We start from the raw sequence: 25,512 nt of genomic DNA on the forward strand, positions 1-25,512 counted from the left end.
AGTCTAAAACTAATAAACACTATCACGCAAATCACAGGTATTCGCACATTATTTTTCAATCAATATTTGCTAAATAATCAAAAAAACTTTCTTTTACTTCAAAGCTTTTTCCAAGTTGGGTTTTATTGATTAAGGAATTTGTGCCGTATAAATGTGAATTTGGTTCTAGGATTAGAATTTTTGAAGCTAGGATTTTTGCATTTTGTGGGTAGTGGGTATTAAAAATAATAGTCTTTTTTTTATCTTTTAAACGTTCTAAATTCTCTAAGATTAAAAGCTGATTTTTAAAATCCAAATTTGATTCAGGTTCGTCAAGTATTATAAGCAATGGATTAGATATTAACGCCCTTGCAAAGATTACCATTTGCAATTCCCCTCCACTTAGATTATCGCAAGTTCTGTCTTTTAAATGATAAATTCCTATCAAATTTAGCATATCCTTAGCCCTTTGGATATGTTCTTTTTTAGGCATTAAGCTAATATCTACATTTAAGCCGAGTAAGACCATGTCAAGCACATTTAAGCCAATGTTGTTATTTTTAGCCTGTGGAATGTAAGAAATTAACGAAAAAAGTTCTTTTTTGCTATATTCTTTAAGGTTTTTATCTTTTAACTTAATATTCCCATGTTTCACAGGCAAAAGCCCCATTAAGCAGTTTAAAAGCGTGGTTTTACCAACCCCATTTCGCCCTAAGATAGCTAAAATTTCACCACTTTTAAGTTCAAAATTTATATCTTTAAAAAGTTCTTTTTTATCCCTGCTAAAGCTTATGTTATCAGCTTTAAACACGTTCATATTTTAAGTCCTTTGTATTTGTAAAGTATGGCTATGAAAAATGGGGCACCAACTATAGCACTAAGTACAGAAAGTGGTAATTCTTGATTGATTAAGGTTCTAGCTAGGGTATCGATTAATAGCATGAAAATGCTACCTATTACTATGCTATAAGCAATGACTTTTGCTGTATTAAAACCAGCTATCATTCTTGCAATGTGAGGTATTACAAGACCTATCCAGCCGATAATTCCACACATTGAAACTATACAAGCAATTATTAAGGTAACGCAAAATATGATAAATAATCTCACATAAATCACATTAAAGCCAAGCGTTTTAGCCTCGTTATCATCAAGCATTAAGATATTATGTTTCCAGCGAAACAAATATATTATAAGGCCAAAAATTATAATAAAGGCACAACAAAATAAAATTTGATGAGTGTTACTAACTTGCAAAGAACCTAAAAGCCAGTAAGTAATAGTGGGCAAGGTATCTTGTGGGTCAGCTATGTATTTTAAAAGCGAGATAAAGCTTTGAAAAAGTGCAGCTATGATAATACCTCCTAGTATAATCATAATTTTATTGCTAAAATCCCTAGCTATAATAATCGTAAGCCCTAAGCTTAAAAGTCCACAAAGAAAAGAAGTAAGCGTTAAAAAATATATATTAAGGCCTAAAATTAGGGACAAAACTGCTCCAAAACTTGCCCCACTTGAAACGCCTAAAATATCAGGACTTGCCAAAGGGTTTCTAAAAATAGCTTGCAAACTTGCCCCACTTATGCCAAGCCCAGCACCTACAATGATAGCTAAGATAACCCTAGGCAGTCTTACATTTAGGATAATAAAATTTTTATCATTCATATTTTGATAAAGTAAAATTTCATAAATTTCAGCATAACTTATATCATAACGACCTATGCCAAGTGTTAAAAATCCAAGTATTAAGATGATTAAAAGGGAAAGCAATATTTTCATTATTTTGAAATTCCAGCCTCTCTTTTTGGATTCATAATTAAGTTTAAATCGTTCTCGCTTAAATTAATATCGTAAAATTCCTTAAAATGCTTTTTAAACTCAGCCTTTATATCATAATTAAAAAGTTCTGGGTGATTGTTGTTTGCTAGAAATTTTAATATTAAGCTTAAATCAAGGCTTGGGGCGGTTGGGCGATACGAACCAAGTGGCAATTTAAAAACTTTTTTGTTTTTAACAGCTTTTAAATTTTGTAAATTTTTATCTTGCATAATATCTTCAACTTGCAAGGGGGTAAAATTTGTTATATAAATAATGTCTGGATTTAGGGAGTAGAATTCTTCTAAATTTAAATAACTATTATTAAAGCCATTAAATTTAAATGCATTAGTAGCACCTGTTTTTTTAAATAAATAGTCTACAAAACCGGTACTTGTCATTATTTTATTACCATCATATCCTCTTAATGCAACAGCTTTTATAGGTTTGATATTGTATAATTTTAAGTTTATTTCTTTTTCTACTTCATCAATATTAGATAAAAGTTTATCGCTTATTTGTTTAATATCAAAATACTTATTGAGCGATTCTAGCCAATGTTTCAGAGCTGATCTTGAATTATAATTATCTACATTTATAGTTAATTTTAATACTTCTTTGCCACTTTTACTCAAAAACTCACAAATCTTTAAATCATTTATATGACAAATATATAAATCAGCATTTAAGGCTAAAAGTTCTTCTAAACTAGGATTATTAGAACTTTTGATATTTTTTAATTGAGGATAAAATTTTACAAGCAGTGAGTTATTAATAAAATTTGATGAAGCCTTTGGTATTAAAACCATATTAGCATCTTTTGTAATAAAGGCCAATAAAGAAGGTACTGGCCATAAATCAACTATAACTACTTGTTTGGCAAAAATAAAATTTACAAAAATAAATAAAGAAAATATTAATTTTTTCATAAAAGTCCTTAATAATTATAAGAATATTTTACAAAGAAATTTGTACCAGGTTCTAATAAAGGATTTGTCCTTGCAAAATCATAACTAATATCTTCAATATTTACAGGATTGCGTCCTTTTCTATCAAAGATATTTTCAACCCCAAAAGTAAGTTCCATATCTTTCATATTAGTACTAAACGCACCCAAATTTAAACCAGCGTAAATATCACTCATAGCATAACTACCACTTTTTCTTTCTTGGCTTTCATCTATTCTAGTTTTGCCCTTAACCATTCTTTCTTGTACTTTTAAATAACCAAAATTTTTATAATCATATTGAAGTGAAATCCTGCCATAAAGTGGGGCTATATGATCAAGTGGTTTATTTTCAGTACGATTTTGTCCATAGGTGTGAGTTGCATTATAAGCTAAGATAAAATCATAAAATTTATGATTTCCTTCAAGTTCTACGCCTTGAATGTAAGTTTTTCCTATGTTTTCGTAATAATAATTGCTAGAACTAGCTGAACTAGTAGTTTTTAACATATCTTTATAATTTGTCCTATACGCGTTTATGGTAAAAAAGTTTTGTTCATCATGAATTCTAAATCCTAGTTCATAAGTTTGAGAAGTTTCGCTTTTTAAATTAGGATTAGGCCATTTTTCATTTCCATTTGTATCTCTACTTGCCGATGAATAATTAGAAGCACCTGGTGCTTTAAAATTATGACTAATATTACCAGTTATAGAAAATATATTACTTAAAAACCAAACAGCACCAAGACTTCCTGTTAATGCACCTTCATCAAGCGTACCTAAATTTTTAAGTTTTTCTTTTACTTCATCGCTATAACTTGATTCTGTATCAGCACTTCTTTTGCCTATTGTGGTGAATACATGGTCATATCTAATGGCACCTTGAAGTATTAAATTATCAAGCATAGAATAATCATCTGTTATAAAGGCTGATATAGTGTTTTGCCAAGATTTTCTACCATTAGTTTGTGCAATATTTGTATTTAAATTTACTTGTTTTCCTTGAGTTGGGGATAATGCATTTAATGTTTCAACGCCATATCTTAAAGTATGAGCATTTAGTATAGAAGTAAAGGCTAGGCGTCCACCTATATAGTTATTGTTATATACTTTATTATTTACATAATTTCCCGTTCCTGCGTTATAAGTATATAAATCAGTCGTATAATATCTCCAATAAACATACCAATCAAGCTTTTCAGCAAAGCTTAGATTTTCAGCCTCTACTCCAAATTTTAAATAAGTCTCATAAATAGGATCTCTTTTTCTAATGAAACCAAAATCGCTTCCAGCCCCAGCAAATTGACCACCTCCATCGTTATCTACTGCCCTTGAATATCGACCTTGCGTGTAATATCTTATATCATCATAACTATATCCTACATTCCAATCAAAGCCGTAGTTTTTAGAATTTGAATTTTTAATCTCACCTTCTGGACTTCGGTAGTCTTCTGTATATCGTCCATTTAAGCCAAATAAAACATCAAAACCATCACCACCTCCAATTGCTTCAAAGCGAGAAGCCAAGCCGCTATTTACGCTAGAATACTCCAAAGCCCTCAATCTAAAATCCATATCAAATTCTTTATTAATATCACCTCTATAACGTCTTGAAATAAAATTTATAACTCCGTTCATAGCATCAGAACCATAAAGGGCAGAAGCGGGTCCTCTAATAATTTCAACTGCATCAAGTGAATTTGAATCAAAAATATTTAAAGCCAAAGTATTTCTACCAAGTACAGGTACCCCATCTAATGTAATCAAAGCCCTTGAAACCTGTGTACTCATACCTCTAATAGAAACTTGTCCATTTGTACTGCCTGAGCGAACAAACATAATACCGGGTGCTTGTTCTAATATACCTTGAATTCCATTTGTAGTACTATTTCTTAAAATTGACTCCGAATTTATCACACTTATACTCCTACTTTGTTCAATTAAGGGAGTATCAAAGGTATTAAGATAATCAGCACTATCTTTAATAATGATTGAATCTAGTTGATATTCGCTTGTTTTGTTATTTTCATTTGCAAAAGCATTTGAAAAAAGTCCTAAATAACAAGCTAGGCTTAAAAAAATTTTATTTTTCATTATTTCTCCTTGCTATTTATATCAAATTCAAGCCATTTCATAAATTTGTCAAAAAAGACTTCGGTTATAGGCATAAAGCCTTGTCCTAGGTGAAAATCAGGGTCTAGTGCACTTAGATAAAGTGAGCCTTTAAAGGTCTTTTCATCCTTACAAAGTATGGACCTGCCAAGTTCATCAACAAGCAGTTTTTCTACTTCACCACCATGCTTAAAAGTACCATGATAATGCCATTTGCACTCCTTAACCTCTAAAAAATTCCACAAAGTAGAGTTTTCATTAGCCTTATACATAGGTAAATCTGCATTTTGACTTATCCACCACCAAAAATTTACCTGTCCTGTTTCATAGGTTATATGATTAAAAAGTCCACTTATTAAGTCAGGAAACATTAAAACATTGCCATCATTTTTTAGATAATTTAAAATTTTCTCAAAATTTTCTCTCATAAATTTTGGATACATACGAGAGGCAAAAACTACTAAGTCAAATTCGCTTAAATCCTTATCTTTAAGATTGGCTAGATAAATTTTTTCATCATAAAAATTACTGTATTTTGCATCTTTATTTATGAAGAAATTTTGGTGAAAAGAACTACCTCCTGTGATTATTGCTTTTTTCATTTTTCTAGCCTTTCTTTTAAGATATTTTCTATATAGATTAAGACATTTAATCCAAGGCGTCTAGCCGTGCTTAAATCAAAAAGCCCATAAGCTAATAAATCAGCCCCTGCTGTGTTTATTAAAACGCCCTTTGAGCTTGTTCTATCAACATAAGCTACGCAATATCCTTCATCATCTTGCATAAAAATTTCAGCCTCATCACTTGGATTTTTATAACCTCTATTAAAAAAGCCCTTTACTCCACGTCTATAATTTATATCATACTCTCTCAAACCATTACAAATAGGGTGTTTATTTAGCTTAACCTCTCTTAATCTAATAGGTGTTTTACTAGCTATATACTTACTATCATAAGGACAAAAATCACTCACTGAGGCCGTGAAATTTAAAATAATTCCACCTCTATCTAAGTACTCTTTAAATTTATCCTTATATGAACTTAGCCAAATTTGGTCTATATTCATAGGAAAAAGAATGGCTGCGTGATTTTCTTGCCAAAAAATTTCATTTAAGTCCTCATAAATATCAACCTTTTTTAAGGTCCCTTTATAAAGTTCTTCTTCGCAAAGATGCTTTGCCTCGCAACACAAAGAATCACCCCAACAATCCAAATAAGCTATTTTTCCAGCTTTTTTGATAAGCTCAAAATCATATTTTGTATAGTCTATATAAGACATGGTTCTCCTTTTAAAAAAATCTTTGTATTATATTGATAATTATTTTAAAAATTTATAAAAAAAAAAAAAACGAAAGAAAAATTCTAAAATAGTCTATATATAAGTATTTAAACTTGAAAATAAGTTTCAAAAAAATATAAATTTTTTTGAAAAATATAAGTTTTTATTGATTAAAATTATCAATTAATTTGAGATGAAAAAAATAACTAGAATAAAGTAAAGATAAAAATTAAATATAATTTTTATCTTTTAAAATGGTATATAGTCTAATGGTAGATATAAAAAAGGTTAAAATGGCAGGTCCAAGTATAATGCCCCAAAAACCAAAGCTTGAAATTCCAGCTATCATTGCTAAAAATATTAAAAATTCATTGATTTTAGCAGGGGTTTTTACTAATTTTTGATTAATCCATTTTATTATAAGTGGCTTAATGATAGTATCTGCAAGAAAAGAAATAACTATTATACAATAGCCAAAAATCCAAAAGGCCGTTGCTTGATTGCCAAGGGTAAACTCATAAATGCTAATAGGTATATACATTAAAGCCCCACCTATTGCTGGTATTAAAGAACTTATTGAAAAAACTAAGCCCATTAAAATGGCATCATAGCCAAAAATTCCTGTAATTATAGAAAATAAAAAGCCCTCAAAAATAGCTACAATCACCATAGAATAAAGCACAACAGCCATTACATTACTAACCTCGCTTAAAACGTCTTCTAATTCTTTTTTATTGATAGGCACGACTGATTTTATATAAATAACAAGTTCAGTCCCGTATAAATTTGCAAAAAAGTAAAAAATACAAATTAAAACCATATCTACTAAGAATTTAGCCCCACTTTTTGTAAAATTTGAGAGATAGTTTAATGATTGTTTTGTTAGTTGATTTAAATCAAGTTTTATCAAAAATTTTTTTATTTTTGGTTCTAAAAATTGAAGTGGCTCAGGTAGCTTAAATTCATAACTTCTAATATATTCTAAGGTTTGACTAACCATATTTATATCGAAATTTCTAAGTATTTTTGCAAGTTCAACCATGGCATAAATAAAGGGTGCAAAAAAGACTATTATTATACAAATAGTCGTTAAAATAGTAGCTAGTAATTTTTTTCCCTTTACAAAAAATAAAATTTTAGCATGTAAATTTGAGGTAGCAACTGCCATTAGGCTCGAAATGATAATTACTAGCAAGAAATCTTTGAAAAGATATAATAATAATAATAAAACTATTAAAATAAAACAAAATAAAAAAACTTTACCATTTTTCAAACTTACTCCTCGTCAAACAAAGTTCGCTCGTAATTTAATTTTAAAGCCTTGTAGCTTTTAACACTAGCAATTCTGCCCTTTGCAGTTCTTTCTATATAGCCATTTGCAAGTAAATAGGGCTCAATCACGTCCTCAATGGTATTTTCATCCTCGCTTAAGGCCGCTGCTAAGCTACCAAGCCCTATAGGACGGCCCCTAGAAGTTGTTAAAAGTTCTAAATATTTTAAATCCATACTATCAAAGCCAAGTTCATTTACTCCAAGTGAATTTAAGGCCTCTATGGTCCTTTGTTGAGTGATTGTTTCTTCATCGTTTACATCTGCAAAATCTCTAACCCTTCTTAATAAACGAAGTGCTATTCTAGGCGTTGAGCGGCTCCTTTTTGCTATCTCCATGGCTGCGTTTTTATCACAAGTTTTATTTAATTTTACAGCTGCTTTTTGTATAATCGTTGCTAGTTCTTCATCTTTATAAAATTCAAGCCTAAATTGCATTCCAAATCTATCTCGCAAAGGATTACTAAGCTTTCCTGCCCTTGTGGTTGCACCTATTAGGGTAAATTTTGGCAGATCTATTTTAATGGTTTGCGCAGCTGGCCCACTACCTATGATAATATCCAAGCGAAAGTCCTCCATTGCCGGATAAAGTACTTCTTCAATCGCAGGGCTAAGGCGATGAATTTCATCTATAAATAAAATATCACCTTCACTTAAATTTGTAAGAATAGCAGCTAAATCCCCACTCTTTTCTATCATCGGAGCTGCCGTTGTTTTAATATTTGCAGTCATTTCATAAGAGATAATATTTGCAAGTGTTGTTTTTCCAAGTCCAGCAGGACCACTAAATAAAATATGGTCTAAATTTTCCTCTCTTTTTTTTGCAGCACTTATAAAAACATTTAAATTTTTTTTGATATTTTCTTGTCCTATGTAATCATCAAAGGAGGTAGGACGTAAAGAATTTTCGTATTTTTCGTCAAAGGAAAATTTTTCTATTTCTACGATTTTATCCATTTTTTACACTTGTTTTTAAAATTCAAATAAGATTTTAACTAATTTTTGTTAAAATTTGGCAAAAATTACGATGAGTGCTTATGGGAATTTTACGCAGTTTAGAAATGGAACACGATATTGATGATGTGGATAAATTTTTGCAGTACTTTAGGACCATGTGTGATAGCTTTGAACCCTTAATTATCAAGCTTACAAGCGATAGTGAAAAATATAAAGAAGCAATAAATGAGATAGAAAGACTAGCCCATAATACAGCTTGGGCGGCAAGAAGGCTTGATTTAGGAGAAATTACTGATTTTTGTGTATTTTGTGAAGAAATGATGCAAGAAGCCAGTCGTTTTAATGGTCCTGCAAGCGATGAATTTGCTGATTGGTTGCTTTTAATGAGTGACCAGTTTGAAAAATATTGCCGTTCTTATGAAAATGATGCTTCTGTTTTAGCTCTTTTTAATCCTTTAATTGTTAATGTTCCAAATATCATTTCTAAATAAACTTTTCTTAATGGGGACGACCTGGCTTCGACAGGAATAGTTTTGCAATGATGGCATGTCGCTTTGGGCAAAGCGTAAAAAGCCTACTTAAATTTAAACGCAAACAACGCGAAATTTGCTCCTGCCTACGCTAGAGTTGCGTAGTCGTGGTTGAGCCTTGCTTTTTGATGATACTATCTAGTTGAAAAAGCGAGTCATTTTTTGATAGTGTAGCTTGATTTTTGACGAATTTTAAGCCAAATTTAGTCTTAGCTAGTTTGTGAAATTTTAAAGGTGAGTTTAAACTAGTGAAATTTTCATCTTTGATAAGCATGTAGAGATTGTTGTGGGATTATTTTTGGACAGGGGTTCAATTCCCCTCGTCTCCACCATTAAGCTATTTCTAAGTTTTATCAATATCTTTCAATTACCATTTTAGCACACTTTGACACTCTTAGATATCCAAATATATTTATAATAAATTAAATATTATGATATAATTTTACTATCTATTTTACTACCTGTATGAAATTAAAAAAGGACATTTTAAAAGCGTAGGCAATCTAAAAAACTTTAAATAAGTCTTTTTATTTATCAAGCAAATAAAAATTTTAATAACTTATAAACTATAAAAGAAATAAAAAATTCTCCATTCATCCACACAAATGCTATAATACAAATTTCTAAATAAGATAAAAAGATGTTTTGTTTATACTTGCAGCCATTGTTAAAGAGCTTTTTTCTCCATTATAAACAAAGAATAAAAATGGAATATATAAAAACAAAAACCATAAACCAAACAATATTTTTTATTATTGATAAAAAATAAAGCAATTATCATTAAAATAATATTTAATATATGTTGCATTCAAAATTTCCTTGATTGCTATATGTGCCTACTTCTTTTGGTAAGCTTATTTCTATGCCAAGGGTTGAATAAAATTTATTTGCTTTCAGTTTTGTTTCTAGGGTGTAGGGCATTTTAAATCCCTAATTATTGCTTTTGAATTTTGCTTGAAAATTCATTAACCATTCTTAGAAGTTCGTTTAAATTTTCCTTTGCCTTGTCGTCCTTTTTACATAGTGTTTTTAAGTGTAAAAATTTGTTTTTATCCATAAGAACAGCATTTAAATCCGTAAAAATTTGAAGTAAATTTTTAGCCTTTTCATCATTCATTATATACATACTCCTTTTCTATGTTTTTATCTAAGATATATTTTTTAATGCCTTGATAGCTTAAATTTTTTAATTTATCATCATCCACAAAGCTACTTGATTTTTGGTCATTTTGATAAAGTTCGTATAATCTTAAGCCATTTTCTGCCATTTTTAATTTAGTTAAAACTATATTATTTTTACCCTTATCATCCTTTATAATCTTAGTTTGAAAGTATAATAAACTAGCATCTTTCATCATATTTAAGGTGCGAATTAGCACATCGTTAAATAACTTTTTTTCTTCTACCCTATCTTCTGCATGGGTTACTAAAATAGCGATTTTTTGATAATCTAAAAGAGTATTGTGTAGTTTTGTCATAGGAATTTCTTCTATATTAAAGGGGTGATTTTTAATGGAATTTTTTAATATTAATACACTTAAAAATATTAATAGCTTATTTCGCCCCATCATTTTTGAAAATTCCTAAAAGCTAGTTTTGTATTTGTAAATCGTATAAAATCAATTATTTTATAAGTGGCAAAGAAAAAATTTAGCATAGCATTATTTATGATTTTTTTATGTATTTTAAAAAACACTGAATTTGAATTTTGTATGCCTGTATGTAATACAATAAAAATTGCTTTCAAATGCCTTATTATCCAACTTTCCTTTATATTTTGTTTGAAAATTCTTTAAAATATTCATAATATTGTATCTATTTTTTTATTTTATTAAAATTAAGCAAGAAAATTTTTTAAAAGTTTAAGGCTTAAAATTAAATTTAAGCCTTAAGTAAATTATTTAACCCCGTCAACTACTTCTTTTATCATAGCACTTAAAGATTTAATCCCATTTCCACCTACTAAGTACCAATACTCAGGGTCTAAAAAGACTATTTTACCTTCATTTGCAGCCTTTGTTTTTTTAATCAAGGCATTATTTAAAAACTCGTCATTAACCTTATCCTTGCCAACTATAACATTCCTATCTACAATAAAGATAAAATCTGGATTTGTTTCTAAAATATACTCATAATTTATGCTTTTTCCATGAGTTCCTACCTTTATGCTATCATCAACCGGGTTAATGCCTAAAATATCATGTATTAGACCAAAGCGAGAAGAAGGTCCAAAGGCTGAAATTTTATTTGCATTTGTCATTATGATAAGGGCTTTTTTATCCTTTGATAATTCTTCTTTAGCCTTGCTTATCTCACCTTCAATTAAAGCAATTTTCTCATTAGCCTCTGCTTCTTTTCCATAAAGTTTAGCAAGGGCTAAAGTATTTGTTTTGAAAGAATTTAAAAAGCTTGCATTATCATACCCTATACCCATAAAGGCAGTTGGGGCTATTTCTTTAAGCTTGTCATAATACTTTGCCTGTCTTCCTGAAATGATGATTAAATCAGGCTTTAAGGCATTAATGGCCTCTAAATCCACTTGTTGAACGCCACCAATGCTATTTTTATTTGAAAATTCCACTAAATATCTTGGCAAATTTTTAATAGGTACCCCTACGACATTGTCATTTAAATTTAAGGCAGAAAAGCTATCTAATATACCTAAATCAAGTACCACTACCTTTGTAGGGGCCTTTACAACTGAACTTGTACCAAGGCTGTGATGAATGATAAAATTATCCCCATCTTCTTCCACGTTAATAGGGGTTATCTCAAAACTAGCCTTTGCATCAACTGGCTTAGATTGTTCTGCAGTGCTTGAATTTACTTCAACACTTGCATTATTTCCAGTACTATTTGACTCAGTACTTACTTTTTTATTATCAGTGCAAGCACTGAAAGCAATGACAATCGCACAAAGTGCGACAACTAAATTTTTTTTCATTATTTCTCCTTTATTAAAAATATATGCAAACTCGTTTTTTTTCAAATTCACAAACCTTAATTTGCATATCATAAATTTGTGCTAGCATTTCCGTGTTTATAAGCTTGTCTGTGCTATCACAGGCGATTAACTTGCCATTTTTTAGGGCAGCTATCTCATCAGCATAAGTAGCAGCAAAATTTATATCATGCAAGACAACAGCTATTGATTTGTTAAAATCATGCACTAAATTTTGCATTAACTGCATAATTTGAACACAATGTTTCATATCAAGGCTATTTAATGGCTCATCAAAAAAGATAAAATCAGTATCTTGTGCTATAATCATCGCTATAAAGGTCCTTTGTCTTTGACCTCCACTGAGTGTGTCTAAGAATCTATTTTTAAGTTCATAAATTCCCATATAATTTAGGGCAGTGTTAATCTTTTCTTTGTCAATCTTATTTAATTTTCCTTGAGAATAAGGAAAACGTCCAAAGGCTACTAATTCATCGACCCTTAAACGCATATTTATATTATTTTGTTGTTTTAATATAGAAATTTTTTGGGCTAAAATATCGCTTTTATAAGAATTTATAGGTTTATCATTTACATAAATTTCACCACTATCAGCCTTAATAAGACGACTAGCAATAGCTAAAATGGTGCTTTTCCCAGCCCCATTTGCCCCTATTAAAGCAGTAATCTTACCCTTTTTAAAGCTTAAATTTATATTTTCTAAAACAGCTTTTTCGTTATAAAATTTATTAATATTTTCGAGCCTTATCATCTTTTATTATCCTTAAATACTAAATAAATAAAATAAATTCCACCTAGAAAATTTATAATCACACTCACAGTTGTGTTATAGCCAAAAACCTTTGATACGAAAAAAATCGCCCCAACTAGTGCAATCATACTTACAAATACACAAGCAAAAAGTAAAATTTCATGTTTGCAGGTTTTAAAAAGTTCATAAGTTATATTTGCTACTATAAGTCCTAAAAAAGTTATAGGACCTACTAGGGCAGTTGCAATCGAGGTTAAAACAGCAACTATTATCATTAATTTTTTAACTACATTTTGATAATCAATGCCTAAATTTATAGCTAAATCCTTGCCTAAAATCAAAGGATTTAAAATTTTAAGATACTTAAATATTATTAAAAAACAAGCAATAGTAGCAATGCTAGCCAGTAATAAAACATCCAAGGCGATATTATCAAAACTTGCAAACATTCTACCTTGTACAATCATAAATTCATCAGGGTCAATTAATACTTCAAAAAAAGAACTCAATGTACTAAATAAGGTCCCAAAGATTAAGCCTAAAAGCATGATTAAATATATACTTCTTTCGTTTCTAAATAAAATTTTATATAGAAGTAGGGCAAAAAATATCATACAAACTAAGCTTAATAAAAAATTTACATTTTCCTTATAAACACTTAAATTAATAGCCCCAAGGGTAAAAACTAAAAAAGATTGCAAAAGCAAATATAAAGAATCAAGCCCTATAATGCTTGGGGTTAGAATTTTATTATTGCTTATGGTTTGAAAAATAATGGTTGAAACGCCTATGCAAGATGCTACTATTATAACGGCACAAACTTGCATTGAGCGATTTTTAATGGCATATTCGCTAAATTCCCCTGTAAAGCTAAATATATAAGCAACAATTATAACAAGGGCAATAAGCATTAAAATAAGCATTCTTTTAAGCATAGTTTTGTTTCCTAAATAAAAGCAAGATAAAAACAAAACTTCCAACAACTCCTGCTGTTATGCTTATAGGCATTTCAAAAGGATATATTATAAGTCTTGAAAAAATATCACAAATTAGTAAAAACAAAGCCCCACTAAGTGCTATGTATATGAGATTTTTTCTAAGATTATCTCCTCTATAAATTGCTATAATATTTGGAATTATAAGCCCTAAAAAGGGGATAACCCCAACGCTTACAACTATGATTGAAGTGATTATTGAAACTATTAAAAGCCCTATTAATAAGACTAAATTATAAGAAACACCCAAATTTAAGGCAATATCTTCGCCCATTCCAACAATGGTAATTTTATTTGCGAAGAAAAAGGCTAGTAAAAATAGGGGCAAGCTAATATAAATTAACTCATAATTTCCTTGCATTATATTTGTAAAGCTACCTTGTAACCAAGCACCTATGCTTTGAATATAATTTAAACCATAAGCAAAAAATGTACTTATCGCACTAACTATACCTCCAAACATAATGCCTATTAATGGTACAAAGATGATATCTTTAAGTTTGATATATTTTAGCATTTGAATAAAAATAAAACTTCCAATCATAGCAAACAAAGAAGCTATTATACCTTGAACTATAAAGGAATTTGACCCAAAAAAAACTAGGGCTATTAATATACCAAATCTCGCACAATCCATAGTTCCAGCTGTGGTTGGAGATACGAATTTATTTTGCGTTAATTGTTGCATTATAAGCCCACAAATTCCAAGGCTCATTCCCGTTAATATAATGGCAATTAAGCGAGGTATCCTAGTGATTAATAAAATTTCTATATTTTCATAATCTAAAAAATTGCTTAAATTTATGTTTTTAACGCCTACAAAGATGCTTATAAAAGAAAAGATAATAAGTAAGCTAAGCAAAATTTTTAACGAAAAAATATGTCTTAAAAACACAAATATCCTTATAATATAATAATAATTATCAAAGTTAGCTATTGTATCTAAAATTCTTTAATAAGTTATAAAAAATTGATAAGTATTTTTAAAAATAAAAATTTAACCTAGACTTTGTTATAATTTGTAAAAATTCTAAGGATAGTATATGAAAATACGTGTTTATTACGAGGATACTGATGCAGGTGGGGTTGTTTATCATAGTAATTATTTAAAATTTTGTGAAAGAGCAAGGAGTGAAATTTTTTTTCAAAAAAATGCTGATATTTTTGATAAAGATAGGGGACATTTTTTGTTAAAAAGAACTACTTGTGATTTTATAAAATCTGCTAAGCTTGGCGATATTTTAGAGATTAAAACGCAAATTTTAGAACTTAAAAATGCCTCTGTTATCTTAGAACAAGATATTTTTAAAGACGATATCAAAATCTTTTCTGCAAACTTTGTTTTAGCTTATATAAAAGATTCTAAGCCTTGTAAAATGGATGAAAATATTAAAAAATATTTTAAAGAATTATCTACTTAGTCTCTTCAAAATTCCCATTTAAACCACGCATTAAGCGAATATTATAAATAACTTGTGAATTATTTATACTTTCTTCAAATAAGGATTTATTATCGCTTAAAAAATTTGTGTAAAAATAATCAACCCCTATGCTAGTAGCATAAGACACCCAGTTATAATTTATATTTTGATTGAAAATTTCGTTTAAATAAGCTAGATTATCATCTGTGTTATTTATGGAATTTGCTATGTAAAAATTGCGTCTGTCATTTAGCTGAGTAAGGCTAAAAAGGGCAGGGTTATAATTTATTTGAGTTGATAAAAGTACGGCTGGATAAATTTTATATACACGCAGTTGAGAACTAATAAGGGCAGTTTTGATTAAGGAGGTATTAAAAAAAATCGTAGTCCCATTTAAAGACTCTTGCGAACGAAGTAAAGATGCAAAATTCATTTTATCACTATTAACATTATAAGTAGACGTATCAGGATTTAGTTGCTTAACTTCGCTTGTTAGGCTATTTAGCAAGGATGAGTTTTCACTAAATATAGCTATCTTTGAATTTCCTTTATTTAAAAGGGTTTTAATTTGTGCTTCGTAATCAATGCCACCAAAAAAGATATTTTCACTTTTTACATTTGTCGTGCTTTTATGCGTTGTAGGTATGAAAATTTTCATATTATCTTGGTAATTTTCAAGTACGCTAACTCCTTTTTGAGTAAGGCCTGCTACTATATATTGATAATTTTGAGCCTTTATTTGTTGTAAGGCCTCTTTTATATTAACACTATCTTCTGTGCCTATTAAAAAAACTTTAAGCTTAATATCTGCCCTTTGTCTTAATAAATAAGCTACACTTGCGTTTATTATGGTGTTAGAATAACTTTTTATAGTTTTTTCAGGGATAATAATGGCAAGTTTTATTGAGGCTGATTTTTGAATATTTTTTTCAAAATCTGTTATGGAATTTAAAAGTTTTGCATAGATATTTACTAAAAGCTGGTCAGTATTTGAGCTAAATTCACTTAAAAAGCTAAGATAAAGTCTTGATTCTAGGTATTCAAGTAGGCAATTTTTGTTACAAACATGAGTGCTTAAATTTGGATATATATTTTCACTTGGTTCTATTTTTGATAATTTTTGACTCTTTGCATAAAGTAATATCGAACTTAGCATTAAAATAAGTATAATTTTTTTCATATAAAACCCTTAATCTTTAATAAATCTTTTTTAAATTCATCTTGATAACTTGGATTTTTTTCTAAAAAATCCATATCAAAACTTGCCATTATAAGACTATTTTTATAAGATAAAATTTCACCTCTTAAAGAGTTAAAATCATCAAATCCCAAAGCCTTAAAAGGATAATAACCTAAGCAAAGTATAAATTTTGGCTTAATTAAATTTATCTCATTTAAGCTAAATGGCAAACAAGATTGTAGCGAAAAATCGTCAACTTTCAAAGAAGAAAAACATTTAATTAGATAAGAAAAATAAAAATTTTCTTCGTTCAGTCCTAAGTTTTCATAGATTAAAGTTTTTAATCTCTCACCTTGCTTTGAATTAAGCAAAATTCCACTCTCATTTTCACTTTTTTGCCCAAAACTTGTTAAAACAAAAAGTCTTGCATTTTTTTGAGTTTTTTGCATTAAAATATGTTTTCTTTGCTTTGAAAATTGACATAAAGAACAAGTACTAGCTGTTTTTCTTAGATTATCAAAGCTTAAATTATATATGTTTTCATCTTTTATCTCATCTAAAAAATCATAACCCATGGCTTTAAGATAATGTAAGCTTCGAATCATTAATGAACTTTCAAGTTTAATTAAACTTTGTAAATTTAACAAAATAAAGGTTAAGAATTGCTTGAAATTTTAAAGCAATTTATAAGTAAGGCTTAGATAAAATACGAACTTTATTTTATATTTTTAAGGAAATTCTTATGAAAAGGACTTATCAACCACATAATACTCCTAAAAAACGCACTCATGGTTTTAGGGTTCGTATGAAAAGTAAAAATGGACGTAAGATTATCAACGCAAGACGTTCTAAGGGTAGAAAAAGACTTGCTGTGTGAGAACTTTTTTTAAATTTGATAGCAATGAAGAATTTACACAAGTTTACAAAACAGGCAAAAAATGGCACTGCAATGGTTTTATTATTTTTTATTTAAAAAGTGAAGAAAAAAAAATGGCAGTTGTAGCAGGTAAAAAGGTGGGTAAGGCAGTTATTAGAAATCGCGTTAAACGCGTTTTAAGGGCTTTATTTTTTAACGCACAAAATAGTTTAAAAAGTGGTAAGTATATTTTTATAGCCAAAGAAGAAATGAAAACTGCACATTTTTTGCGTTTAGAAAAAGATTTAAAATGGGGTTTTAAAAAATTAGAATGTTTAAGATAATTTGTTTAAAGATATTGCGTTTTTATCAGTATTTTATAAGCCCATTAAAGCCTAATTGTTGTAGATATTATCCAAGTTGTTCAAATTTTGCCTTTTTGCAATTTCAAAAAAATAATATTTTCTTAGCCTTTTTTGCAACCTTTATTAGAATTATAAAGTGCAATCCTTTTTTTAAAGGTGGTTTTGATTATCCAAAAATTTCAACTTCTTTTCAAACTATAAGTATATTTAAGCCTTCTTTTTTAGCAAAAAAACCCTTGCGTTTTTTATATATTCCTTATAAAAAAGAAGCGTATTATTTAATTAAAATTTTATAAAGGAACAATGGTGAATCCTATTAATAATAAAAATAATGCTACTCAACAAAAACGAATTTTTTTAGCTGTTATTATCTCTTTTGTATTTTTTATGGTTTATGATTATTTTTTCTTACCAAAAAAGCCTATAAACAGCGAACAAAACACAACTCAAATTAGCACAAATGAAAGTACAATTTCAAATACAGCCCCAGAAGTTAAACAAGAAAACACTTCTTTACCAACGACAAATGCCCCCATTTCACAAAGTCAAAATTTAGTTAAAATTTCTAGCGATTTCTTTGAAGCAGATATTGATATTTATGGACGCATTAGTACTTTTTATTTAAAGGATAAAAAGCATCAAAAAGAAGATGGAAGTAGGGCAAATTTAGTAACAAATGATAAATTGCCACTGCCTTTAGAACTTCGTTTTAATGATACAAATATCAATCAAGAAGCCTTTAATACCCCTTATATTAGCGATGAAAGTGAGCTTATAATAGAAAATGAACATAAAATTTTACATTTAACTCAAAATTTAAGTGATCTAAAAGTAGAAAAAATCATTACCTTTTATCCCAGGGGAAATTATGAGATTGAGATTAAGCTTAGCAAGGATACACCTTATTTTATAAGCCCGGGTTTTAGACCTAGTATAGCAATTGATGGCTACACCGTGCATGGGGCTTTAGTCGTTGATAAGGATGAAAAGATTACTACCTTTGAAGATGAGGATGTGGATGAAAATGAACAAGTAAATAATATTATCATTGCTTCTGCCTTTGATAGATACTATGCTTCTGTGTTTTATAATTTTGACGAACCTTTAAATATAGTTATTAGCCACGATGAAAAAGAAAATCCTATAATTTACGCACAAGCACAAAATAGTTTTAAAGCAGGTGGTTACATAGGTTCAAAAGAACATGCTGTTTTAATGAATATTGATAAAAGGCTTAAAGATGTTATTGAATATGGCTGGTTTACCTTTATAGCTAGGCCTATGTTTGATTTTTTAAATTTCTTACATAAATACATTAATAACTGGGGCTGGGCCATTGTAGTAATGACCTTAATAGTTAGAATTGTGCTATTTCCTCTAACCTATAAATCTATGATGTCTATGAATAAATTAAAAGACTTAGCCCCAAAAATGAAAGAATTAAAAGAACGTTACAAGGGCGATCCACAAAAAATGAATATGCACATGATGGAACTTTATAAAAAACATGGAGCAAATCCTATGAGTGGGTGTTTGCCTATATTTTTACAAATTCCTATATTTTTTGCCATTTATAGAGTTTTGTTAAATGCCACAGAGTTAAAAGACGCCCCTTGGGCGTTTTGGATACATGATTTATCATTAATGGACCCTTATTTTATCTTGCCTATTTTAATGGGTGTGACAATGTTTGTACAACAACTCATTACACCTATGAGTATACAAGACCCTACACAAGCTAAGATTATGAAATTTTTACCTGTAATTTTTACCTTTTTCTTTTTATGGTTTCCAGCAGGACTTACACTTTATTGGTGTGTTAATAACCTTTGTTCTTTACTTCAACAATTTGTTATTAATAAGCTTTTTGCAAGAGAACATCATAAAAGAAAAGAAAGCGAGTAGATTATGAAAATTGAAGCCTCAAATTTAGAAAGCGCCTTAACACAGGCGGCCAAAGAATTACAATGTTCTATTATTGACCTAGAATATGAAATTTTACAATATTCTAAGGGTGGTTTTTTAGGTTTTGGAAAAAAAAATGCTATCATAGAAGTACGTTCCAAAAAAAAGGCATTTAAAAAGGAATTTGAGAAAAAGCCTTATAAAAATTATGAAAAAGATAAAAGATATGAAAAAAATTTTGAAACAAGAAGTGAAAGCAAATTTGAAAGACAAAATTTAACAAATGAAGAAGAAGTAAAACAAGAAGAAGTTGTAATTAGAAAAGAAATTCTAAGAAGTTCTTATAATGTAGAAAGCGATAGGATTTTTGATAGCTTTCATAAGGAAAGTAAAAAAGATATAGATGAAATTTTAAGCGAAATTCGCACAGGGATTGTTTCTTTGCTTGAAAGTATGGAATTTAACATACACTTAGAAGAATTAAGAATGTTTGATGAAAACTGCGTTTTGATTAGACTTGATGGAGAAGATGCAGCCTTAATGATAGGTAAGGAAGCTCATAGATATAAAGCTATGTCTTATCTTTTACATAGTTGGATAAATTCAAAATATGATTTATTAATTAGACTTGAAATAGCACAATTTTTAGAAAATCAAATAAGAGGCATGCAGTTTTATCTACAATCTGTAATTGAAAAGGTACAACTTAGTGGCAGAGGTCAAACAAAGCCCCTTGATGGAGTTTTGATAAAAATAGCCCTAGAACAATTAAGAGCTCAGTTTCCTAATAAATATGTAGGCATTAAGCAAAATGGTGAACAACGTTTTGTAGTTATTAACGATTTTTTTAAAAGAAATGAATGAGACTATAGTAGCCATTTCTACTGCCCATGGAATTTCATCAATTTCTATAGTAAGATTAAGTGGCGATAATGCCCTTTCAATTGCCCTTAAACTTACTCACAAAACAAATTTAAAAGAACGTTACGCTACCCTTTGTAAGCTTTATGATGAAAATAATGATTTTATAGACGAGGCCATTGTACTTTACTTTAAGGCACCCTTTAGTTTTAGTGGTGAAGATATAGTCGAGTTTCAAGTACATGGAGGAGTTAGTGTTAGCGAAGTGGTTTTAGAAAATCTCATAACTTTGGGGGCTAGACTAGCAAGGCCAGGAGAATTTAGCAAAAGGGCTTGTTTAAATGGCAAAATGTCTATTTTAAAGGCCTTAAATATACAGGATTTAATATTTGCAAAATCAAGTTTTGCAGCAAAAATTATAGCTAGAAATTTAGAAGGGAAATTAGGGCTTTTACTTGAAAAAATAAGGCAGGATTTAGTAAAAACTTTGGCCTTTGTTGAAACTAGCATTGATTATGCAGATGATGATTTACCTAAGGATTTGCTTAATCAAATTCAAGCAATGTGTAAGGAAAATGCTGATATTTTAAATGAAATTTATACTATTTCACAAAGCAAAAAGGGCCTGATTGATGGCTTTAAGGTTGCCATTGTAGGAAAGCCAAATGTTGGTAAAAGTTCTTTATTAAATGCCTTTTTAAGTTATGAAAGGGCCATTGTTTCACAAGTACCAGGTACTACAAGAGATAGAGTAGAAGAAAGCTTTTGCCTAGATGGCTTTTTGCTTCGTATAATTGATACAGCAGGTATAAGAAATAGTGATGATTTGATTGAAAATAAGGGCATAGAACTTAGTAAAAAAAGCATTGATGAAGCTGATATAATCATAGCTTTATTTGATTATAATTCTTATTTAAGTAAAGAAGATGAGAATTTATACGAACTTTTAAAGGATAATTCAAAAAAAATTTTTTGGGTCTTAAATAAATGCGATTTAAAGCAAAATTTTAAAACCTTTAAGAACTTAGATTTTATAAAAATTAGCACAAAGCATGATATAAACGCACTTAAAAATGCCCTTATTACATATTTAAAAAGCCTTGATAGTAATGGAGTGATTGTTCATTCTTTATATGTTATAAATGCTTTAAAAAGTGCAAGCGAGGCGATTTTAAGGGCAAAAAATTTAATAAATGAGGAAAATTTAGAACTCTTTGCCTTTGAATTAAACTTAGCTATACAAGAGATTGCAAAATTTACTAAGGATTTTAATAGTGATGAAATTTTAGATGAAATGTTTAGTAATTTTTGTTTAGGAAAATAAAGGATAAAAAATGGATAAAAAAACCATACAAGCTCATAAAATAAGTGATGAGGAGTATCAAGAAATTTTAAATATTCTTGGAAGAGAGCCAAATTTACTTGAACTTGGGGTTATTTCTGCAATGTGGAGCGAACATTGCTCTTATAAGTCTAGTAAAAAATATCTTAGTGGTTTTCCAACTAAGGCAAAATGGGTTATACAAGGGCCTGGAGAAAATGCAGGTGTTATTGATATAGGTCAAGGAATGGTTGCTGTTTTTAAGGTAGAAAGTCATAATCACCCAAGCTTTATAGAGCCTTTTGCAGGTGCAGCAACAGGGGTTGGAGGCATTTTAAGAGATGTTTTTACCATGGGTGCAAGGGTAGTAGCAGGTTTAAATTCGCTTAAATTTGGTGATATTTTTGATGAAAAGGTAGGAAAGCATCAAAAATACCTTGTAAAAGGTGTGGTTAATGGCATAGCACATTATGGAAATTGTATGGGTGTACCTACAATAGGAGGAGAAATAGCCTTTGATTCTTGTTTTAATGGTAATATCTTAGTAAATGCCTTTGCTTTGGGAATTTGTCCTATCAAGGATGTTTTTTATGCTAAGGCAGAAGGCATTGGAAATAGCGTTATTTATGTTGGAAGTAAAACAGGACGCGATGGGCTTGGTGGGGCAGTTATGGCAAGTGATAGCTTTAACGAGTCTAGTAAAACTTTAAGACCTACGGTTCAAATAGGTGACCCATTTAGTGAAAAGCTTTTAATGGAGGCGTGTTTAGAATTATTTAAAACCGATTATATAATAGGCATACAAGATATGGGTGCAGCAGGGCTTACTTCAAGTTCCTTTGAAATGGCTGGAAAAAGTGGGGCTGGAATGAAGCTTTATTTAGACAGGGTGCCTATGAGAGAAGCTAAAATGACTCCTTATGAATTAATGTTAAGTGAAAGTCAAGAAAGAATGCTAATTTGTGCTAAGCATGGCTATGAAAGAGAGATTATTGCTATCTTTGAAAAATATGGACTTGACGCAGTTATTATTGGAGAGGTTACAAATACTTCAAAGATGGAACTTTTCTGGCAAGATGAAAGGGTGGGTTTAATACCGATTGAGCCATTAAGTAAAAAATCACCCGTTTTAAATAGACCTCTTAGTAAGCCTTTGTATTTAAATGAGATAAAGGATTATAAATTTAGCTTAAAAATGAGTGCTAAGGACTTGTTATTAAAAATGCTAAGTAATGAAAACGTAAATGATAAAGGCTTTATTTACGAACAATTTGACTCAACCGTGCAAACTAACACTATAAAGGCTGATGGAGGTCTTGGGGCTAGTGTGATTCGCGTTAAAGAAAATAATGCAAGTATTGCAATGGCTATTGAGTGCAATTCTCGTTTAAATTATATAAATTCAAAAATAGGTGCAGCAAGGGCAGTTATGGATGTAGGTAGAAAGGTAGCTTGTACGGGGGCAAGACCTTTGGCAATAAGTGATTGTTTAAATTATGGAAATCCTCAAAATCCAGAAGTAATGTGGCAATTTGCAAAGGGTTGTGATGGTATTAAAATGGCTTGCAAGGCCTTAAAAACTCCTGTTGTAAGTGGTAATGTTTCACTTTATAATGAAAGCGATAAAATTAGTATTTTTCCAAGTCCAACTATAGTAAATGTAGGGGTTTTAAAGGATTGTAAAAAAAGCTTAAAGGCTAAATTTAGCTCAAATTCAAGCGTTTTTTTAATAGGTAAAACTAGGGGCGAATTTGGGGCAAGTTTAGCTATGAAAATTCAAGATAATAAAGTAGCTGGTAAACTTAAAAAGCCTAAATTTAAACAAGAACTTAGATTATGGAAATTTTTATATAAGGCAAATGAAAACAATCTTTTAACTTGTGCAAATAGCGTAGGAATTGGAGGCTTAGCTTTAAGCTTAGCTAAAATGTGTGCTATTTCAAATCTTAGCATTAATGCAAAATCAAATTTTAAAAATGAAATTTTGCTTTTTGATGAAAGTGCGAGTAGGGTTATTTGTGGGGTAAAAAATGAAAAGAAATTTAGACTTTTAGCTAAGAAATTTAAGTTAAAAATCACAAAATTAGGCACTACAAATAAAGCTAAAAGCTTTAAACTTGATAGCATAAATATTAGTTTTGATGAGCTTAAAAATGCTTATTTTAAGAGCTTTAAAGAACAAATTCAATGATTTTTATTATCTTACTTGTAGCTATTTTTGCCTTTTATTATTATTATAAAACCTGGGGAAAGGAAGATTTTTCTAGTACTATTAATAAATTTAGCCGTGGGGCTAAGGGCTTTGCTAGGGATTTTTCAAGGGGTGTAATGGAAGAAAGGATAGATGAGTTTAGAAGACGGGTTAATTATTATGTAATCGCCCTTTTAGCTAAGATTGCAAAAAGTGATGGCAGGGTTAGCGAAGAAGAAGCGGATATGATAGCCCAGCTTTTAAATGCAAATGCAAAAGATGAAAGAGAAAGGGAGTTTTTAAAAAGAGGTTTTAACGAACATAAAGAAAATTTAAGCGATGTCTATGAAGTGGCAAGGGAATTTATAAAAGAAGTACCCCTGCCAAAGGAAGAATTATTTAATATATTAAAAGTTCTTGTTTTTATGGCCTTAATAGATAGTGATTTTAGCCCTAAAAAACAAGAACTTTTAAATCAAATCGCAAGGGCCTTTTCTATATCGCAAAATGCCTTAAATGCCTTTATAAATGAACTTAGAAACTATAAGCCTTCAAATTCAAAACAAAGTATGGATATAAATACAGCTTACGGGATTTTAAATTTAGATAAAAATGCTAGTATTGAAGATGCAAAAAAGGCTTATAGAAGACTTGCTAAGCAGTATCATCCTGATGTGCTAAATGCAAATAAGGTAAGTGACGAACAATTAAAACAAGGTGTTTTGAAATTTCAGCAAATTAACGAAGCTTACGAACTTCTTAAAAAGAAATTGGAAAATAGATGAAAATTCTTTTGCTTATTGCTATGCGATTATTTATGGGCTTTGTTGAAATAATACTTGTTGTATATGCTTGTTATTTAGGGTATCATTTAGCACAAGATGCTTATTATTTTAAGGGTTTTGTAGGTAAAACTATACAATTTTTAGCCTTTGATAAGGGTAGTTGGATAGTTTCAATCTTAGTTTTTGCAATAACAGTTGGTGCATGTTTTTTTATAGGATATTTTATTATTGAATTTATAAAAATGCTTTTAACCCATGCTATTAATAATATTTGGCGTATTTTAGGTTATCTTGCAATATCATTTATATTTGCCCCTTATCATTTTACAAAGACCTTTATATATTATCCTATACATTGTAGCATAGTTATTTTTAAGTCCTTTTCTTGGCTTATTAGAATTTCACTTATTTTAGCTTGGTTCGTTTTTTTAGGAATTATCATTTTTGCCTTTTATCATTTTAATTTAATTCCTATAATTGTGGATTTTTGCCTTAATAATTATCAAAAAATAATTACTATGAAAAAACTTGATTATTCTTATATTTTCTCATTTTTCTCAATCTTTATAGCAGTTGATTTTATAAGCTTGGGATTTATGTATTTATTTCAAAAATTCCTTCTTTTAATCCATATGAAAGCCTATGAAAGATTAGAAAAAGAACATTTAAGAAAAAAACAAGCACAAGAAGAAAGACAAAAAGAGTATTATAAGGCTTATAAAGAAAGTTATCAAAATGAAGAAAAATACGAAGAAGAACAAGAAGAAGAAAAATTTCAAAGCAAAGAAAATGATAAGGAAGAATTTCTTATGTTATTGCAAATTTTTGGTTTAACAGAAAATACCTTTAATAGAACAAATTTGAAAAAAAGCTATAAAAGGTTGGTAAAATTATTTTACCCTGATTTAAAACCAGAACATGAAAAAGAAGAAGCTCATAAAAAATTTTATTCAATTTCAAGAATGTTATGAA

The 25,512-nt window shown here is 29.4% G+C and carries 28 protein-coding genes and 1 other RNA gene; 12 read left to right on the forward strand and 17 right to left on the reverse strand.

The window, feature by feature from the left end; all coding sequences use genetic code 11:
• Window positions 1–55: 55 nt before the first annotated feature.
• From FMM56_RS08285 to ruvB, 8 genes are all read right to left on the reverse strand, one after another.
• Window positions 56–796, reverse strand: coding sequence for an ABC transporter ATP-binding protein (locus tag FMM56_RS08285; protein WP_150139935.1), 741 nt, complete (start codon window positions 794–796; stop codon window positions 56–58).
• Window positions 793–1,758 (reverse strand): FecCD family ABC transporter permease, encoded by a 966-nt coding sequence (locus tag FMM56_RS08290; protein WP_150139936.1) that lies wholly within the window; start codon window positions 1,756–1,758, stop codon window positions 793–795. Before FMM56_RS08290 ends, FMM56_RS08285 begins: the two co-directional genes overlap by 4 nt.
• Window positions 1,758–2,723 carry an ABC transporter substrate-binding protein gene (locus FMM56_RS08295; RefSeq protein ID WP_150139937.1) on the reverse strand — a complete coding sequence of 322 codons (966 nt, stop codon included), beginning with the start codon at window positions 2,721–2,723 and terminating at the stop codon, window positions 1,758–1,760. The genes FMM56_RS08290 and FMM56_RS08295 overlap by 1 nt, the downstream gene beginning before the upstream one ends.
• 8 nt (window positions 2,724–2,731) lie before the next feature.
• Window positions 2,732–4,834, reverse strand: a complete 2,103-nt coding sequence (locus FMM56_RS08300) for a TonB-dependent receptor (protein ID WP_150206224.1) — start codon at window positions 4,832–4,834, stop codon at window positions 2,732–2,734.
• The gene (locus FMM56_RS08305; protein WP_150151805.1) at window positions 4,834–5,454 is read right to left on the reverse strand and encodes a hypothetical protein; all 621 of its coding nucleotides are present in this window, start codon (window positions 5,452–5,454) and stop codon (window positions 4,834–4,836) included. The genes FMM56_RS08300 and FMM56_RS08305 overlap by 1 nt, the downstream gene beginning before the upstream one ends.
• Window positions 5,451–6,131 (reverse strand): hypothetical protein, encoded by a 681-nt coding sequence (locus FMM56_RS08310; protein ID WP_150139940.1) that lies wholly within the window; start codon window positions 6,129–6,131, stop codon window positions 5,451–5,453. Before FMM56_RS08310 ends, FMM56_RS08305 begins: the two co-directional genes overlap by 4 nt.
• A 229-nt stretch (window positions 6,132–6,360) precedes the next feature.
• Complete coding sequence (locus FMM56_RS08315) at window positions 6,361–7,404, reverse strand: AI-2E family transporter (protein ID WP_150208355.1); 1,044 nt, start codon at window positions 7,402–7,404, stop codon at window positions 6,361–6,363.
• Window positions 7,405–7,406: 2 nt separating this feature from the next.
• Window positions 7,407–8,417 carry a Holliday junction branch migration DNA helicase RuvB gene (gene ruvB / locus FMM56_RS08320; RefSeq protein ID WP_150139942.1) on the reverse strand — a complete coding sequence of 337 codons (1,011 nt, stop codon included), beginning with the start codon at window positions 8,415–8,417 and terminating at the stop codon, window positions 7,407–7,409.
• An 80-nt stretch (window positions 8,418–8,497) separates the two neighbouring features.
• On the opposite strand from ruvB, the gene FMM56_RS08325 reads away from it, so the two are divergent.
• Together FMM56_RS08325 and ssrA are read left to right on the forward strand one after the other, a co-directional pair.
• Complete coding sequence (locus FMM56_RS08325; RefSeq protein ID WP_150139943.1) at window positions 8,498–8,908, forward strand: histidine phosphotransferase; 411 nt, start codon at window positions 8,498–8,500, stop codon at window positions 8,906–8,908.
• Between the two features lie 12 nt (window positions 8,909–8,920).
• Window positions 8,921–9,279, forward strand: a transfer-messenger RNA (tmRNA) gene (gene ssrA / locus FMM56_RS08330).
• A 460-nt stretch (window positions 9,280–9,739) separates the two neighbouring features.
• Here ssrA and FMM56_RS09280 read toward each other — a convergent pair.
• The 7 genes from FMM56_RS09280 to FMM56_RS08360 all read right to left on the reverse strand — a co-directional run bounded on the left by FMM56_RS09280 (window position 9,740) and on the right by FMM56_RS08360 (window position 14,550).
• Entirely contained in the window at window positions 9,740–9,868 is a 129-nt protein-coding gene (locus FMM56_RS09280) for a hypothetical protein (protein ID WP_263312626.1), read from the reverse strand.
• Window positions 9,869–9,881: 13 nt separating this feature from the next.
• Window positions 9,882–10,064 carry a hypothetical protein gene (locus FMM56_RS08335; protein WP_150208358.1) on the reverse strand — a complete coding sequence of 61 codons (183 nt, stop codon included), beginning with the start codon at window positions 10,062–10,064 and terminating at the stop codon, window positions 9,882–9,884.
• Complete coding sequence (locus tag FMM56_RS08340) at window positions 10,057–10,518, reverse strand: hypothetical protein (RefSeq protein ID WP_150139945.1); 462 nt, start codon at window positions 10,516–10,518, stop codon at window positions 10,057–10,059. Before FMM56_RS08340 ends, FMM56_RS08335 begins: the two co-directional genes overlap by 8 nt.
• Window positions 10,519–10,844: 326 nt before the next feature.
• On the reverse strand, window positions 10,845–11,891 hold the full coding sequence (locus tag FMM56_RS08345) for a siderophore ABC transporter substrate-binding protein (protein WP_150208360.1): 1,047 nt from the start codon (window positions 11,889–11,891) through the stop codon (window positions 10,845–10,847).
• 13 nt (window positions 11,892–11,904) lie between these two features.
• Entirely contained in the window at window positions 11,905–12,660 is a 756-nt protein-coding gene (locus FMM56_RS08350) for an ABC transporter ATP-binding protein (protein ID WP_150139947.1), read from the reverse strand.
• Entirely contained in the window at window positions 12,657–13,595 is a 939-nt protein-coding gene (locus FMM56_RS08355) for an iron chelate uptake ABC transporter family permease subunit (protein ID WP_150139948.1), read from the reverse strand. The genes FMM56_RS08350 and FMM56_RS08355 overlap by 4 nt, the downstream gene beginning before the upstream one ends.
• Window positions 13,588–14,550 (reverse strand): ABC transporter permease, encoded by a 963-nt coding sequence (locus FMM56_RS08360; protein WP_150139949.1) that lies wholly within the window; start codon window positions 14,548–14,550, stop codon window positions 13,588–13,590. Before FMM56_RS08360 ends, FMM56_RS08355 begins: the two co-directional genes overlap by 8 nt.
• Before the next feature lie 148 nt (window positions 14,551–14,698).
• Here FMM56_RS08360 and FMM56_RS08365 point away from each other — a divergent pair, with 148 nt between their 5' ends.
• A complete protein-coding gene (locus FMM56_RS08365; RefSeq protein WP_150139950.1) occupies window positions 14,699–15,076 on the forward strand; it encodes a YbgC/FadM family acyl-CoA thioesterase in 378 nt (125 codons plus the stop codon).
• On the opposite strand, the gene FMM56_RS08370 is transcribed toward FMM56_RS08365, so the two are convergent.
• Window positions 15,069–16,256 (reverse strand): hypothetical protein, encoded by a 1,188-nt coding sequence (locus tag FMM56_RS08370; RefSeq protein WP_190317949.1) that lies wholly within the window; start codon window positions 16,254–16,256, stop codon window positions 15,069–15,071. The genes FMM56_RS08365 and FMM56_RS08370 overlap by 8 nt on opposite strands.
• Window positions 16,253–16,861, reverse strand: coding sequence for a uracil-DNA glycosylase family protein (locus FMM56_RS08830; protein ID WP_190317950.1), 609 nt, complete (start codon window positions 16,859–16,861; stop codon window positions 16,253–16,255). The genes FMM56_RS08370 and FMM56_RS08830 overlap by 4 nt, the downstream gene beginning before the upstream one ends.
• Before the next feature lie 137 nt (window positions 16,862–16,998).
• On the opposite strand from FMM56_RS08830, the gene rpmH reads away from it, so the two are divergent.
• Genes rpmH through FMM56_RS08415 form a run of 9 tightly spaced genes read left to right on the forward strand, consistent with a single transcriptional unit; the run spans window position 16,999 to window position 25,511 of the window.
• Entirely contained in the window at window positions 16,999–17,133 is a 135-nt protein-coding gene (rpmH, locus tag FMM56_RS08375) for a 50S ribosomal protein L34 (RefSeq protein WP_150139951.1), read from the forward strand.
• Window positions 17,130–17,456, forward strand: coding sequence for a ribonuclease P protein component (gene rnpA, locus FMM56_RS08380; protein ID WP_150139952.1), 327 nt, complete (start codon window positions 17,130–17,132; stop codon window positions 17,454–17,456). Before rpmH ends, rnpA begins: the two co-directional genes overlap by 4 nt.
• Window positions 17,444–17,773 (forward strand): membrane protein insertion efficiency factor YidD, encoded by a 330-nt coding sequence (gene yidD / locus FMM56_RS08385; protein ID WP_150139953.1) that lies wholly within the window; start codon window positions 17,444–17,446, stop codon window positions 17,771–17,773. Before rnpA ends, yidD begins: the two co-directional genes overlap by 13 nt.
• A gap of 19 nt (window positions 17,774–17,792) precedes the next feature.
• Window positions 17,793–19,382: a membrane protein insertase YidC gene (yidC, locus tag FMM56_RS08390; protein ID WP_150139989.1), complete on the forward strand. Its 1,590-nt coding sequence runs from the start codon at window positions 17,793–17,795 to the stop codon at window positions 19,380–19,382.
• Window positions 19,383–19,385: 3 nt separating this feature from the next.
• Complete coding sequence (locus tag FMM56_RS08395) at window positions 19,386–20,246, forward strand: Jag N-terminal domain-containing protein (protein WP_150139954.1); 861 nt, start codon at window positions 19,386–19,388, stop codon at window positions 20,244–20,246.
• Complete coding sequence (mnmE, locus tag FMM56_RS08400; protein WP_150206195.1) at window positions 20,239–21,567, forward strand: tRNA uridine-5-carboxymethylaminomethyl(34) synthesis GTPase MnmE; 1,329 nt, start codon at window positions 20,239–20,241, stop codon at window positions 21,565–21,567. The genes FMM56_RS08395 and mnmE overlap by 8 nt, the downstream gene beginning before the upstream one ends.
• Window positions 21,568–21,577: 10 nt before the next feature.
• Window positions 21,578–23,755, forward strand: coding sequence for a phosphoribosylformylglycinamidine synthase subunit PurL (purL, locus tag FMM56_RS08405; RefSeq protein ID WP_150208362.1), 2,178 nt, complete (start codon window positions 21,578–21,580; stop codon window positions 23,753–23,755).
• Window positions 23,752–24,540 carry a DnaJ domain-containing protein gene (locus FMM56_RS08410; RefSeq protein WP_150139957.1) on the forward strand — a complete coding sequence of 263 codons (789 nt, stop codon included), beginning with the start codon at window positions 23,752–23,754 and terminating at the stop codon, window positions 24,538–24,540. The genes purL and FMM56_RS08410 overlap by 4 nt, the downstream gene beginning before the upstream one ends.
• On the forward strand, window positions 24,537–25,511 hold the full coding sequence (locus FMM56_RS08415; protein WP_150139958.1) for a hypothetical protein: 975 nt from the start codon (window positions 24,537–24,539) through the stop codon (window positions 25,509–25,511). Before FMM56_RS08410 ends, FMM56_RS08415 begins: the two co-directional genes overlap by 4 nt.
• The last annotated feature ends 1 nt before the right edge of the window (window position 25,512 follow it).

This window comes from Campylobacter sp. LR264d, assembly GCF_008633895.1.
Lineage (GTDB): Bacteria > Campylobacterota > Campylobacteria > Campylobacterales > Campylobacteraceae > Campylobacter_D.

What these genes read in the sequence shown, in the direction of transcription:
- FMM56_RS08285 (WP_150139935.1), bottom strand. Translation starts at nt 796, where the DNA reads ATGAACGTGTTTAAAGCTGATAACATAAGCTTTAGCAGGGATAAAAAA.
- FMM56_RS08290 (WP_150139936.1), bottom strand. Translation starts at nt 1,758, where the DNA reads ATGAAAATATTGCTTTCCCTTTTAATCATCTTAATACTTGGATTTTTA.
- FMM56_RS08295 (WP_150139937.1), bottom strand. Translation starts at nt 2,723, where the DNA reads ATGAAAAAATTAATATTTTCTTTATTTATTTTTGTAAATTTTATTTTT.
- FMM56_RS08300 (WP_150206224.1), bottom strand. Translation starts at nt 4,834, where the DNA reads ATGAAAAATAAAATTTTTTTAAGCCTAGCTTGTTATTTAGGACTTTTT.
- FMM56_RS08305 (WP_150151805.1), bottom strand. Translation starts at nt 5,454, where the DNA reads ATGAAAAAAGCAATAATCACAGGAGGTAGTTCTTTTCACCAAAATTTC.
- FMM56_RS08310 (WP_150139940.1), bottom strand. Translation starts at nt 6,131, where the DNA reads ATGTCTTATATAGACTATACAAAATATGATTTTGAGCTTATCAAAAAA.
- ruvB (WP_150139942.1), bottom strand. Translation starts at nt 8,417, where the DNA reads ATGGATAAAATCGTAGAAATAGAAAAATTTTCCTTTGACGAAAAATAC.
- FMM56_RS08325 (WP_150139943.1), top strand. Translation starts at nt 8,498, where the DNA reads ATGGGAATTTTACGCAGTTTAGAAATGGAACACGATATTGATGATGTG.
- FMM56_RS09280 (WP_263312626.1), bottom strand. Translation starts at nt 9,868, where the DNA reads ATGCCCTACACCCTAGAAACAAAACTGAAAGCAAATAAATTTTATTCA.
- FMM56_RS08335 (WP_150208358.1), bottom strand. Translation starts at nt 10,064, where the DNA reads ATGAATGATGAAAAGGCTAAAAATTTACTTCAAATTTTTACGGATTTA.
- FMM56_RS08340 (WP_150139945.1), bottom strand. Translation starts at nt 10,518, where the DNA reads ATGATGGGGCGAAATAAGCTATTAATATTTTTAAGTGTATTAATATTA.
- FMM56_RS08345 (WP_150208360.1), bottom strand. Translation starts at nt 11,891, where the DNA reads ATGAAAAAAAATTTAGTTGTCGCACTTTGTGCGATTGTCATTGCTTTC.
- FMM56_RS08350 (WP_150139947.1), bottom strand. Translation starts at nt 12,660, where the DNA reads ATGATAAGGCTCGAAAATATTAATAAATTTTATAACGAAAAAGCTGTT.
- FMM56_RS08355 (WP_150139948.1), bottom strand. Translation starts at nt 13,595, where the DNA reads ATGCTTAAAAGAATGCTTATTTTAATGCTTATTGCCCTTGTTATAATT.
- FMM56_RS08365 (WP_150139950.1), top strand. Translation starts at nt 14,699, where the DNA reads ATGAAAATACGTGTTTATTACGAGGATACTGATGCAGGTGGGGTTGTT.
- FMM56_RS08370 (WP_190317949.1), bottom strand. Translation starts at nt 16,256, where the DNA reads ATGAAAAAAATTATACTTATTTTAATGCTAAGTTCGATATTACTTTAT.
- FMM56_RS08830 (WP_190317950.1), bottom strand. Translation starts at nt 16,861, where the DNA reads ATGATTCGAAGCTTACATTATCTTAAAGCCATGGGTTATGATTTTTTA.
- rpmH (WP_150139951.1), top strand. Translation starts at nt 16,999, where the DNA reads ATGAAAAGGACTTATCAACCACATAATACTCCTAAAAAACGCACTCAT.
- yidD (WP_150139953.1), top strand. Translation starts at nt 17,444, where the DNA reads ATGTTTAAGATAATTTGTTTAAAGATATTGCGTTTTTATCAGTATTTT.
- FMM56_RS08395 (WP_150139954.1), top strand. Translation starts at nt 19,386, where the DNA reads ATGAAAATTGAAGCCTCAAATTTAGAAAGCGCCTTAACACAGGCGGCC.
- mnmE (WP_150206195.1), top strand. Translation starts at nt 20,239, where the DNA reads ATGAATGAGACTATAGTAGCCATTTCTACTGCCCATGGAATTTCATCA.
- purL (WP_150208362.1), top strand. Translation starts at nt 21,578, where the DNA reads ATGGATAAAAAAACCATACAAGCTCATAAAATAAGTGATGAGGAGTAT.
- FMM56_RS08410 (WP_150139957.1), top strand. Translation starts at nt 23,752, where the DNA reads ATGATTTTTATTATCTTACTTGTAGCTATTTTTGCCTTTTATTATTAT.
- FMM56_RS08415 (WP_150139958.1), top strand. Translation starts at nt 24,537, where the DNA reads ATGAAAATTCTTTTGCTTATTGCTATGCGATTATTTATGGGCTTTGTT.